The 12,247-nt window shown below is 60.5% G+C and carries 10 protein-coding genes; 5 read left to right on the top strand and 5 right to left on the bottom strand.

Features of this window, described 5'->3' with window-relative positions; all coding sequences use genetic code 11:
* Window position 1 precedes the first annotated feature (1 nt).
* On the top strand, window positions 2–1,027 hold the full coding sequence (locus AC2TAD_RS01700; RefSeq protein WP_480865653.1) for a patatin-like phospholipase family protein: 1,026 nt from the start codon (window positions 2–4) through the stop codon (window positions 1,025–1,027).
* On the opposite strand, the gene AC2TAD_RS01695 is transcribed toward AC2TAD_RS01700, so the two are convergent.
* From AC2TAD_RS01695 to AC2TAD_RS01680, 4 genes are all read right to left on the bottom strand, one after another.
* Window positions 1,028–1,705 carry a DUF502 domain-containing protein gene (locus AC2TAD_RS01695; protein WP_170354323.1) on the bottom strand — a complete coding sequence of 226 codons (678 nt, stop codon included), beginning with the start codon at window positions 1,703–1,705 and terminating at the stop codon, window positions 1,028–1,030.
* 63 nt (window positions 1,706–1,768) lie between these two features.
* Complete coding sequence (locus tag AC2TAD_RS01690) at window positions 1,769–2,674, bottom strand: pseudouridine-5'-phosphate glycosidase (protein WP_480865652.1); 906 nt, start codon at window positions 2,672–2,674, stop codon at window positions 1,769–1,771.
* Entirely contained in the window at window positions 2,671–3,564 is an 894-nt protein-coding gene (locus AC2TAD_RS01685) for a PfkB family carbohydrate kinase (RefSeq protein ID WP_480865651.1), read from the bottom strand. Before AC2TAD_RS01685 ends, AC2TAD_RS01690 begins: the two co-directional genes overlap by 4 nt.
* A gap of 45 nt (window positions 3,565–3,609) precedes the next feature.
* Entirely contained in the window at window positions 3,610–4,227 is a 618-nt protein-coding gene (locus AC2TAD_RS01680) for a thiamine phosphate synthase (protein ID WP_480865650.1), read from the bottom strand.
* A gap of 153 nt (window positions 4,228–4,380) precedes the next feature.
* On the opposite strand from AC2TAD_RS01680, the gene AC2TAD_RS01675 reads away from it, so the two are divergent.
* From AC2TAD_RS01675 to AC2TAD_RS01660, 4 genes are all read left to right on the top strand, one after another.
* Complete coding sequence (locus AC2TAD_RS01675; protein WP_170752876.1) at window positions 4,381–5,124, top strand: RNA methyltransferase; 744 nt, start codon at window positions 4,381–4,383, stop codon at window positions 5,122–5,124.
* Window positions 5,125–5,183: 59 nt separating this feature from the next.
* Complete coding sequence (gene ctaA / locus AC2TAD_RS01670; protein ID WP_480865649.1) at window positions 5,184–6,329, top strand: heme A synthase; 1,146 nt, start codon at window positions 5,184–5,186, stop codon at window positions 6,327–6,329.
* Window position 6,330: 1 nt separating this feature from the next.
* Complete coding sequence (locus AC2TAD_RS01665) at window positions 6,331–7,800, top strand: carboxypeptidase M32 (protein WP_480865648.1); 1,470 nt, start codon at window positions 6,331–6,333, stop codon at window positions 7,798–7,800.
* Between the two features lie 79 nt (window positions 7,801–7,879).
* Entirely contained in the window at window positions 7,880–9,133 is a 1,254-nt protein-coding gene (locus tag AC2TAD_RS01660; RefSeq protein WP_480865647.1) for a DsbA family protein, read from the top strand.
* A gap of 185 nt (window positions 9,134–9,318) precedes the next feature.
* Here the strand turns inward: AC2TAD_RS01660 and gyrA are convergent, their stop codons facing one another.
* On the bottom strand, window positions 9,319–12,054 hold the full coding sequence (gene gyrA / locus AC2TAD_RS01655; protein ID WP_170752886.1) for a DNA gyrase subunit A: 2,736 nt from the start codon (window positions 12,052–12,054) through the stop codon (window positions 9,319–9,321).
* Window positions 12,055–12,247 lie beyond the last annotated feature (193 nt).

Raw genomic sequence — 12,247 nt, 5'->3', positions numbered from 1 at the left:
GGTGAAACGCATCAATCTGGCTTTGCAAGGCGGTGGCGCGCACGGGGCGTTTACCTGGGGCGTATTGGATCGGATTCTGGATGAAGAGGATATCGAGGTTGCGGCGATCACCGGAACCTCGGCCGGGGCGCTGAACGGGGCGGCGTTCAAGTCTGGCATGGTGCGTGATGGGCGCAACGGGGCGCGTGCCATCCTGAACGGATTGTGGGAGCGGATGGGCGCTGTGGGCGACATGCGGTTGGCCAACTGGATGCAAGCGATTGAACCCGCTCAGGTCGCGCAGGCGATGGAATATTCGCTGCCCTTTTCCGTGGGCGATGCGTGGTCGCGGCTGGTTTCGCCCTATGCCTACGGCCCGTTCTACCGCAATCCGCTGGAGCCTGTGGTCGACCGATTCAATTTCGATCAGGTCTGTGCGGATGAAGGCCCGCGCCTTCATGTCTGCGCCACTTGTGTACGCAGCGGCAAGATTCGTGTTTTTACGGGGGATGAGATTTCAACCGACGCGATTTTGGCCTCGGCCTGTTTGCCGACGCTGTTTCAGGCGGTTGAAATCTTTGATCCCAAATCGGGCCGGACCGAAGCCTATTGGGATGGGGGATACACCGGCAATCCGGCGCTGTATCCTTTGTTCAACAAAGACCTGCCAGATGACGTAGTGATCGTGAATATCAACCCGCTGGAGCGCGACGAGGTACCGAAGACCCCACAGCAAATCCAGAACCGGGTCAATGAGATCAGCTTCAACTCATCTCTGTTCCGAGAGCTGCGCGCGATCAGTTTCGTGCAGCGCCTGCTGGCCGAGGGCAAGCTGCAAGCGGGTGAGATGAGCCGCGTTCTGGTCCATATGATTGCCGATGACGACTTGATGAACGATCTGTCGGTGGCGACCAAGACGGTGCCGAACCCGGTGATCCTGCACAAATTGAAAGAGGCCGGGCGCAGGGCAGCTGATCGTTTTCTGGCCGATCACAAGGGTGATCTGGGTCAGAAAAGTACTGTAAACCTGCCCGAAATGTTTAGCTGATCACTCTGGCGGCTGGGTCGGGTCTTTATCATTCGGATAAACCAGCCCGGCCGAAATCACCAGTTTGGCAGCGTCCTCGATTGACATGTCCAACAGGATCACATCCTCTTCGGGGAAGAACAGCAAAAAGCCCGAGGTCGGGTTAGGCGTGGTTGGGACAAAAATACTCAGCAAGTTGCCGCCGGTCTCGGCCCGGTCGTTGACCTCGCCCCGGGCCGTGGTCGAGACGAAGCCAATCGCCCAGATGCCCCGGCGGGGATATTGGATCAGGCAGGCTTTCTCGAACGAGCGTTCAGTCTGGGCAAAGACCGTCTCCGAAATCTGCTTGATCCCTGAATAGACCGACCGCACCACAGGCATCCGGTTCACAAGGCTTTCGGCAAAATGGATCAGCGAGCGGCCCAGAATGCCTTTGGCGATCCAGCCGACCAGCACAGTGAAGATCAGGAAGATCACCACGCCCACGCCGCGCAGGTTGACCCCCACATATTCGGATGGCTGGAATTTCTGCGGGATCAGCGGCAGGACCGCGCTGTCGATCCAGCCCACGACGGACCAGATCAGCCAGATGGTCAGCCAAACCGGCGCAATGACAACGATGCCCGTCAAGAATGACGCGCGCAGCCGGGAAAACAGGCCCGGTCGGCGGTGAGGTTCTTCGTCAAAGGGCGTGTTCATTGCGGTCCTGAGTGATTTGCCGATTTAGTTAAGCAGTCCGGGGCCTTGGTACAATAGCCTTGCTCACTCGGACAGGGCGCGTGCGATTCCAGCGGCCAATTTTGCGTTATTTCTGACCAATGCGATGTTTGCGGTCAGCGAACGCCCCTCGGTCTGTTCGTAGATGCGCTGCAACAAGTAAGGGGTGACGCCTTTGCCTGTGATCCGATGCGCGTCGGCGTCTGCTTGGGCCGAGGCGATGATTGGGGTCAATTCCTCGGCCGGGATTTGATCTGCGTCGGGGATCGGGTTGGCCACAAGTTGCCCACCGGGAAGCCCGAGGGCGCGACGGGTGGCGTGGGCCTTGGCGATAGCTTCGGCTGTGTCCATGCGCAATGGTGCCGCATACGGGGATTTGGCGGACCAGAAGGCAGGGAATTCGTCCTGTCCATGCGAGATGACCGGAACGCCCAGCGTTTCAAGAACCTCAAGCGTTTTGGCCAGATCGAGTATGGCTTTTGCACCGGCGGCCACAACAGTCACAGGGGTTTGAGCCAACTCATGCAGGTCCGCTGAAATATCGAATGAGGTTTCGGCCCCTTGATGCACGCCGCCGATCCCGCCGGTGGCAAAGACCTGTATTCCAGCGTAATGCGCAGCGATCATTGTGGCGGCGACGGTGGTGGCTCCGGTCCCGCCGGTCGAGATGCAGGCCGCCATGTCCGCGCGCGAGATTTTGGCGACACCTTGCGCCTGACCAAGCGCTTTGAGCTGATCCGCTTCCAGCCCGACGTTCAGCACGCCGTCGATGACTGCAATCGTTGCCGGAACCGCACCTGCGTCGCGGATATCCTGTTCCACCTGTGCCGCGACCTCGATGTTCTGAGGGTAGGGCATCCCGTGGGTTATGATGGTGCTTTCCAGCGCAACGATGGGCTGGCCTGCGTCTTTGGCGGCGCGGACCTCGGCCGAGTAGTGGATGTCGATCACAGTGGGGTTTCTCCGGAAACGTAAGTGGCGGCGGCGTGCAAGGCGCGGGTCAGGGCAGCGTCGGGGGTGGCCCCGGCGGCCTCGGACGCGATATGCGCCGCCATGAAAGTGTCGCCCGCACCGGTCACGCGTGTCACCAGAACAGACGGGGGTGTTTGGGTCAGAATCTCGTCTGCGGTGCCCACGGTGGCCGAGTTGCCGCCATCCGTGACCAGCACCCGCAGCGCGCCGCGATCCAGCAGACCTTTGGCGGCGGATTCGGAATCGGTGAACTCACGCTGACACAGGAGCCCTGCCTCTTCGAGGTTCACGTAGAGCGTCGCGCGGGCGTGTTTGAGGAAGGGCAACAGGCGCTCGGCCTTACCGGGTGACGCAGGGGCCACGCGCAGATCGGCTTTTGCGAAGGCCGGGCTTTGGGCGATTTCTTCCAGCAAAGATAGCGTCAGGTTACCATCCAATGCGATGGGGCCTTCGAACGGTGTGTTCTCGTAGCCCAACGGTCCGTGCATCAGCGGGCGTAGGATTTTGGCCCCTGCGGCCTCTAGCGAATGGGCATCCGCAATGGCGGCGATCAGCCCGTTGGCGCCTTCGACCGCCATATAGCGGTCGGTCGGCAAATCCTGCGAGCGGTAGATGTGATCCGTGACCATGCCCAGCCGTGCGCAGGCATTGACCAGTTCGTCGCCTTCAGGGTCGCGGCCAATTGCGGTCAGCAGTGTAGGCGTCATACCGAACCGCACCAGCGTCATGGCGATATTCATGGCCACGCCGCCGGGCAGGCGGGTGATCCGTCCCGGCACGTCTGACCCCTGCCGCATGGCGCTGGCAGACCGCCCGATCACGTCCCACAGGACCGAGCCGATACACAGTATTTCGCTAGTCTGAGTCATGCCCGTGTCATGCCGCAGCGTCACGGCAGGTGCAAGGGTTAACGCTCACATCGCGTCGGTCAGAGCTTTCAGCGCGGCAACCGGATCGTCCTGCGACCAGATCTCATCGCCGATGCCGAAGAAATCAGTGTGCGGCGACAGCGCGCGGACCAGCTCGGGGGTCAGGCCGCCTTCGGCCACAACCGGCACTTCGATCATCTCGGACCACCACTGGAACAGGTCTTTTTCTGCGATTGTGCCATCGCCCAAGGCAGACGCGCCAACCGGGCCAAAGGCCACGTAGTCCGCGCCGTTCTCGCCCGCGGTCATACCATCATGGCTGGAGGCAGCGCAAAAGCTGCCGACGATGGCATCCGCGCCCAGTTCTTTGCGTGCTGCCCGGACCGAGCGCGCACCGTCATCCAGATGCACCCCGTCCAGCCCCAGCCGCTGCGCCAGCAGGACATGGTTCGAGATCACGAGCGCCACATCCCGCGCATGGGCGACCTCGCGGCAGGCATCGGCGGCGCGGGCGATAGTGTCTTCGTCGTTGCCCGCCAAGGCGAGGCGGATGCAGGCGATCTCGGTGCTGTCCAGCACGCGGCCCAGCTGCTCGGGGAAGGTGCTTAGGGTGATCGTGGGCGGGGTGATCAGGTAAATCTGCGGCTGCTCGGGGGTGTCCATTGGCGCGTCCTTCGCTTTCAGTCTTTGGCGCGGTTTAGCGGATTGGGCCGGGGAAGCAAACTTTTTAGCCGGATATTGGCGCAATTGGCCGCCCGGACGGCTTGCCCTGCGCCAATGTGCCGATTACAGCAGGCGGAACTTTCGGAGACAGCCATGCCCAGCGACAAATCCCAGCCTTCCTTTGTGCTCGTGCGCCCTCAGATGGGCGAAAACATCGGTGCTGCCGCGCGGGCGATGTGGAATTTCGGGCTGGACCGGATGCGGATTGTTGCGCCACGTGACGGTTGGCCGAACCCCAAGGCCGTAGCCATGTCCAGCGGGGCGGGGCGGTTGCTGGATGAGGCGCAGCTGTTTGATGATCTGGCCGGGTCTTTGGCTGACAGCACCTTTGTCTTCGCCACTACCGCACGTCAGCGCGGGTTGACCAAGCCGGTCTACAGCCCCGAACGCGCCATGCAAATCGCCGCCGAAAAGGTTGCGGCGGGCGAAAAGGTTGCCGTGCTGTTTGGCCCCGAACGCGCGGGGCTTGAGAATGAGGATATCGCCAAGGCCAACGCCATCATCTCGGTCCCGGTGAACCCCGAATATGCCTCGCTCAACCTCGGGCAATGTGTGCTGCTGACTGCCTATGAGTGGATGCGCCAAAGCGCCGATGTGGTGCATGAGGCCACTGATTTGGGCAAGGGCGATTGGGCGACAGGTATTGAGGTTGAAAAACTGGTCGAACATTACGAAGACCGGCTGGAAGAGGCGGGGTTTTTCTACCCGCCCGAAAAGGCCGAAGGGATGAAGACCAACCTGCGCAACCTGTGGTCGCGTATGCGGATGACGCGGGCCGATGTGCAGATGCTGCACGGGATCATGCGGCAGATGGTCCGCTGGAAGGACAAGGGCTAAGGCTGGACCTATCTTCCGCTTCACCCTAGCGTGCGACGAAACAAGGACATGAGGACAGCATGAGCGGCAAGCGCAGCATCTTCGAAGAGGTCTCGGGCGACCAGAAACAAGAAGCGGTTCAGCCCGGTATGATTGACCGTGGCCGAGGTGGCGCGCGTAAGGCGATCCGGGCGTGGCTGATGGTGCTGTTTGCGCTGGTCGTGGTGATGATCGCTGTGGGTGGCCTGACGCGCCTGACCGATAGCGGGTTGTCGATTACTGAGTGGCGACCGATCACCGGGGCCATCCCGCCGATGTCCGAGACCGACTGGCAATCCGAGTTCGACAAGTACAAGGAAATCGACCAGTGGCGCATCCAGAACCAGTGGATGGAGTTGGACGATTTCAAATTCATCTACTGGTGGGAATGGGGCCACCGCCAATTGGGGCGCGTGATTGGTCTGGTCTGGGCCATCGGGTTCTTTGGTTTCCTCGTCGCGCGAAAAATTCCAACGGGTTGGACCGGCAAGCTGTTGATCCCCGGTGTTCTGGGCGGTGTGCAGGGGGCCGTTGGCTGGTGGATGGTCGCTTCGGGCGTGACGCAGGGCGAGGGTATGACCGCCGTTGCCAGCTATCGCCTGGCCACCCATTTGGGGCTGGCCTTTGTGATCCTTGGGTTCCTGGCGTGGTACATCTTTGAGCTGGGTCGCGAGGAGCGTGACCTGATGCAAGCGCGCCGCGCGAAAGAGGCAAAGCTGTTTTCGCTCTCGACCGGTTTAATGCATTTCGCATTCCTGCAAATTCTGATTGGCGCACTGGTCGCCGGGATCGACGCGGGGCGCTCTTATACCGACTGGCCTCTGATCGGCGGGCAGCTTTTGCCGCCCGACGCCACGATGCTAGAGCCGATGTGGCGCAACTTCTTCGAAAGTCCCGGTCTGGTGCAGTTCATTCACCGTTGCGCGGGCTATCTGCTGCTGATCTTCGGCGTCATCGTCTGGCGGCGCGGAGGCACCAGCGCGCATCCGCAAACACGGTTTGCCTTCAACGCGGCTTTTGCAGCGCTGGCGCTGCAAGTGGCGATCGGGATTGTGACCGTGGTCTATGCCGCGCCGTGGCAGATCGCGATTGTCCATCAGTTCATGGCCGTTGTTGTCTGGACCCTGATCCTGCGTGCACGTTTCCTGACCGCTTACCCAATCGCAACCTCGATCCGCGGAGCGTGACATGACCGCCTTTGACGACCTGATGGCCTTTCAACGGGAAACCTCGGCGCTGGGGCAGATTGCCGGGCGGCTGGGCTGGGATCAGGAAACGGTGATGCCGCGCGGAGCTGCACCGCAACGGGCCGAAGAAATGGCTGCGATCGAAGCTGTCCTACACGCTCGACGCTCTGACCCGCGCGTGGCCGAGTGGCTTGATCAGGCCGACCCGCAGGATGAAGCTGGCAAGGCGCAGATCCGAGAAATCCAGCGGTCCTATGAGCGCACGGTCAAAGTTCCCGCTGACTTGGCCAAGGCGATTGCGCGTGTCACATCCGCGGCGCAAGGCACATGGGCGCAGGCCCGTGCGGACGAGGACGTGGCGACCTTCCTTCCCGTGCTGCAAGAGGTCGTTGCCCTGAAACGCGAAGAGGGTGCGGCGCTGGCCCAAGGCGGTGATGTTTATGACGCCATGGTCGAAGATTATGAGCCCTACACCACGGGCACTCAAATTGCCGAGATATTCGACCAGATGCGCCCGCGTCTGGTGGCCCTGCGCGCCGCTGTTCTGGATCGCCCCGCGCCGCAAACCCTGACCGGCACTTTTGACGAACTGATCCAGATGCGCCTGTCGCAGAAACTGGCGACCACCTTCGGCTATGATCTGAACACGGGCCGCGTGGACAAGGCGGTGCATCCGTTCAGCTCGGGCAGTGGTCTGGATGTGCGCATCACCACCCGCACCAGCGAAACCGACCCGTTCAACTGCTTCTACTCGACTATTCATGAGGTCGGCCATGCCGCTTATGAGCAAGGCATCGATCAAGCTTATGCGCTGACCCCGCTGGGCAGTGGGGTGTCGATGGGTGTGCATGAAAGCCAAAGCCGGATTTATGAAAACCAGCTGGGCCGATCCCGCGCCTTTACAGGCTGGCTGTTCGATCAGATGACAGCGGCGTTTGGCGATTTCGGGATCAGCGACGCCGACGCATTCTATGCAACCGTCAATGGTGTCCATAACGGCTATATCCGGACCGAAGCCGATGAGGTGCAATATAACCTGCATATCATGCTGCGCTTTGATCTGGAACGCGCCTTGATGGCCGGAGACCTGCAGGTCAGCGATCTGGAAGCCGCGTGGAATGACCGTTTCAAGGCCGATTTTGGCTATGCGGTCGACAAGCCTTCGAACGGGTGTTTGCAGGATGTGCATTGGTCGGTGGGGCTGTTTGGCTATTTCCCGACCTATTCGCTGGGCAATGTCTATGCCGGGTGTCTGTATGAGGCTCTGCGCGCGTCGCTGCCCGATCTGGACGCGCAATTGGCGCAGGGCGACGCGTCCGCCGCGACCGGTTGGCTGCGCGAGAACCTGCAACGCCACGGTGGGCTGTATGCCCCACGCGAAACCATACAACGCGCCAGCGGGATCGAGCCCGAGGCCGGTCCTTTGCTGGACTATCTCGAAGCCAAATTCGGCCAGCTTTACGCGCTGTAATCCTCACGTTCTTGTGTTGAGGCATGGGAATTACCGCCTCAACCGATAAACTATCCCGGATATGTTCTGGGAGGAGCGCATGTCGTTCAGAAATAAGGTCAAATCGCACGCTGCCGTCGTCCTGACAAGCGAGGGATTGCAAAGCGCACGCCGAACGGTGCGGGAAACACGTCGACGGCTAAGCGGCACACCTCATGTCGTTCAATACTTCCACGACGTGAGCGATCCTTATTGTCACCTGAGTGTGCAACTTCTTGGCCAACTTCGCGACAAATATGACGTGCGGATCGAACCGCATCTCATGTCTCGCCCGACATCAGATATCCTGCCTGCGCCAGAACAATATCGGCACAACGTTCTGCTGGATTCTGTTAGATGGGCAAAACGATTGGGTTTGAATGCGCCGGGAAATATTTCGCCGGAAGGTCCCGTATTTGATCTGGCCGAGCGGCGGCTTGCAGCCGAGCTGAACGGGGCGGATTTTGTCAAAGCGGCTTCGCAGATTAGCCAAATGCTTTGGTCAGCCAAGGACATACCCGATGGGCCGCAGGCCGATCCGATACACGCGCGTGCAGATGGCGATCGGGCGTTGCAGGCCGCGGGGCATTACCTGGGTGGTACGGTTTCCTATGGTGGTGAATGCTATTGGGGGCCAGACCGGCTCTCCTATTTGGAAACTCGGCTTGAGACGCTTGGGCTGGGGCAAGCAAACCCGTTTATCGTGCCCGAGATCAGCGAACCCAAGCTCGATGCTGCGGGACAGGAACTGGAGTTCTTCTTTTCTTTCCGCAGCCCTTATCCCTACCTCGCATTTGATCGCGTCCGGGATTTGACGGCCCGATCGAATGCGAAACTGATCCTTCGACCCGTGTTGCCGATGCTGATGCGGGGGCTTCCGGTTCCGAGTGCCAAATCGTCATACATTCTCAAGGATTGCGCCCGCGAGGCGCGACGGCTGGGCATCCCGTTTGGACGCATCAGCGACCCGTTGGGTGCGGGGGTCGAACGTGGATACGCTTTGTTGGACCATGCCGAGGCCCACGGGCGGCTGGCCGAATATTGCTCGTCCTTCATGACGGCGGTCTGGTCCAAGGGGATGGATGCCAGCACCGATGCTGGGCTGGCCTATATTGTCACGGCTGCCGGCCTGGATTGGAACGCGGCGAGGGGGCAGATTGAATCCTCACACTGGCGCGACAGGGTTGAAGCCAACCAGGCCAGACTGCAGCAAATAGGTCTTTGGGGGGTTCCTAGTTTTCACCTCGCGGGTCAAAGCGTATGGGGCCAGGATCGGCTTTGGGTTCTGGCAGACCTGTTGCGTGGCAAGGCTTAGTTTCACGGCCGAACGGATTGGAAAGACGCTGTAAATTGCCCAGAACATGATCGCGCAGGCCGCCCCCAAGCGTTTCCAAGTTGAGGTAATTCCTCAGCACATTCAGCCACAACACCAAGTTTCTCATTCAGAAAAAAGCCCCGCAGCAAAAGGTGCGGGGCCGGATTTGTTGTTAGCAGTTTTGCCTATTCCTCGGCTTCTTCGTCACCCTGATCGGCGATCCATGCGACGCTAACGACCTCTTCGCCTTTCCCGGTGTTGAACACCCGCACGCCGCCCGCGCTGCGCGACCGGAAAGAAATGCCGTCGACCGGAACCCTGATCGACTGCCCCTTGGAGGTGGCCAGCATGATCTGATCGTCGATCTCGACCGGGAACGAGGCCACAAGCTCTCCGCCGCGCATGGCTTTGTCCATCGCCGCAACGCCCATGCCGCCACGCCCGCGCACGGGGTAATCGTGGCTGGAACTCAGCTTGCCTGCACCGCCCTTGGTGATCGTCAGGATCAAGTTTTCGGCTGCCGACATCTCGGCGTAGCGTTCCTGCGGCAGAACACTATCTGCGTTGCCTTCCTCGTCATCGCCCTCGGCCTCATCGGTGACACCGGCCATCAGGCGGCGCATCTTGAGGTAAGCCGCGCGCTCGTCCGAGCTCGCGTCGAAGTGACGGATGATCGACATCGAAACAACCTCATCCTCGCCGTTCAGGCGCACGCCCCGCACACCAACCGAGGATCGGCTGTTGAACACCCGCACATCCGTGGACGGGAAGCGGATCGCGCGGCCGGATTTGGTAACCAGCATCACGTCGTCATCTTCGGAACAGATGCGCGCGTTGATCAGCTTGGTGTCGGCGTGCTCGTCCTCGAACTTCATGGCGATTTTGCCATTGCGCTTGACGTTGGTGAAATCCGACAGGCGGTTGCGCCGCACGGTGCCCGCGCTGGTGGCGAACATGATCTGCAGGTTTTCCCATTCCTCATCCGGCACATCCACTGGCATGATGGCTGCGATGGAGACACCGGTCGGGATCGGCAGGATATTGACGATCGCCTTGCCTTTGCCGGTGCGCCCGGATTGCGGCAGGCGCCAGGTTTTGAGCTTGTAGACCATGCCGTCCGTGGTGAAGAACAGCAGCTGCGTATGGGTGTTGGCCACGAAGAGGGTGGTGACTACGTCCTCTTCCTTGGTCTGCATTCCCGACAAGCCCTTGCCGCCACGCTTTTGCGCCCGGAAATCGGCAAGCGGCGTGCGCTTGATATAACCGCCCGAGGTGACGGTTACGACCATGTCTTCCCGCTCGATCAGGTCCTCGTCTTCCATGTCGCCCGACCAATCGACAATCTCGGTGCGACGGGGGACGGCAAACTGCTCACGGACTTCGCGCAGCTCATCGCCGATGATCGACATGATCCGTTCGCGTGAGGACAGGATATCGAGGTATTCCTTGATCTTGGCCGCCAGTTGCTCCAGCTCGTCCGTGACCTCTTTGACGCCCAGTTGGGTCAGTCGCTGCAGGCGCAGTTCCAGAATGGCGCGGGCCTGAACCTCGGTCAGGTTATAGGTGCCGTCGTCGTTCATCTTGGACAGAGGATCGTCGATCAGACGCAGGTAGCCCTCGATCTCGGCCGCAGGCCAGCGGCGCGTCATCAGTTTCTCGCGCGCCTCAGCCGCGTCAGCCGACGAACGGATGGTGGCAACCACTTCGTCTACGTTCGAAACGGCCACAGCCAGGCCACACAGGATATGGCTGCGTTCGCGCGCTTTGCGCAGGTCATAGGCGGTACGGCGGGCGACGACGTCTTCGCGGAAGTCGATGAATGACGTCAGGAACCGGCGCAGGGTCAGTTGCTCGGGCCGCCCACCGTTCAGGGCCAGCATGTTACAGCCGAACGATGTCTGCATCGGCGAGAAACGATAAAGCTGGTTCAGCACCACCTCGGGCGTCGCGTCGCGCTTGAGTTCCACCACGACGCGCACGCCGTTGCGGTCGGATTCGTCCTGCACATGGGCCACGCCTTCAATGCGTTTTTCACGCACCGCCTCGGCGATCTTTTCGATCATCGAGGCCTTGTTCACCTGATAGGGAATCTCATCCACGACGATGGCGTAGCGGTCCTTGCGTAACTCTTCCACGCGGGTCTTGGCGCGGATGATGACGCTGCCGCGTCCTTCCAGATAAGCTTTGCGCGCACCGGACCGACCCAGCATGACACCGCCGGTCGGGAAATCAGGGCCGGGGACGTATTCGATCAGTTGCTCCGACGTCAGGTCCGGATCGTCGATCAGCGCCAGCGTGGCGTCGACCACCTCACCTAGATTGTGCGGAGGGATATTCGTCGCCATACCCACGGCGATACCGCCGGCACCATTGACCAGCATGTTCGGGAACCGGGCGGGCAGGACGGTCGGCTCTTTATCCTTACCGTCGTAGTTGTCCTGAAAATCGACCGTCTCTTTTTCGATATCGGCCAGCAGAGAGGCGGCGGGCTTGTCCATCCGCACTTCGGTATATCGCATGGCCGCCGGGTTATCGCCGTCCATCGAGCCAAAGTTGCCCTGACCGTCAAGCAGTGGCAGCGACATCGAGAAATCCTGCGCCATCCGCACCAGCGCGTCATAAATCGCGCTGTCACCGTGCGGGTGGTATTTACCCATCACATCGCCGACCGGACGGGCCGATTTGCGATAGGCCTTGTCATGCGTGTTGCCGGTTTCGTGCATCGCATACAGAATCCGCCGGTGCACCGGTTTCAGCCCGTCGCGCAGATCAGGGATCGCGCGGCTGACGATGACCGACATGGCATAATCCAGATAGGACGTGCGCATCTCGGATTCGATAGACACCGTCGGACCGTCATAAACGGGGCGCTCGGGCGGGGTTTCATCCATGTTTTCTGGGGTTTCTGGCGTATCGCTCACGTAAACTGCCCGATCTTTAGCTTGGGTCTATATCTTGTGGATGCACTCTATCAGACCCGGCACATAAGGTGCAAGCAAGCTGATCATTTCCGCCGAAAAAGCCAGGGTAACAGTTGGGTAACATATTGTTATCCAAGTATTAGGTGGTTTCCGTGCTACCCTAAAGAGACCTTGCAATAAACTTGGAGGTCTG

The organism is Ruegeria sp. HKCCD7628 (assembly GCF_057221005.1).
The sequence above is the reverse complement of the archived record's forward strand: the minus strand, read 5'-3'. Positions and strand labels throughout refer to the sequence as shown.

Coding starts and splice junctions, on each gene's coding strand:
- AC2TAD_RS01695 (WP_170354323.1), bottom strand. CDS start 1,705: ATGAACACGCCCTTTGACGAAGAACCTCACCGCCGACCGGGCCTGTTT.
- AC2TAD_RS01685 (WP_480865651.1), bottom strand. CDS start 3,564: ATGACTCAGACTAGCGAAATACTGTGTATCGGCTCGGTCCTGTGGGAC.
- AC2TAD_RS01680 (WP_480865650.1), bottom strand. CDS start 4,227: ATGGACACCCCCGAGCAGCCGCAGATTTACCTGATCACCCCGCCCACG.
- AC2TAD_RS01675 (WP_170752876.1), top strand. CDS start 4,381: ATGCCCAGCGACAAATCCCAGCCTTCCTTTGTGCTCGTGCGCCCTCAG.
- ctaA (WP_480865649.1), top strand. CDS start 5,184: ATGAGCGGCAAGCGCAGCATCTTCGAAGAGGTCTCGGGCGACCAGAAA.
- AC2TAD_RS01665 (WP_480865648.1), top strand. CDS start 6,331: ATGACCGCCTTTGACGACCTGATGGCCTTTCAACGGGAAACCTCGGCG.
- AC2TAD_RS01660 (WP_480865647.1), top strand. CDS start 7,880: ATGTCGTTCAGAAATAAGGTCAAATCGCACGCTGCCGTCGTCCTGACA.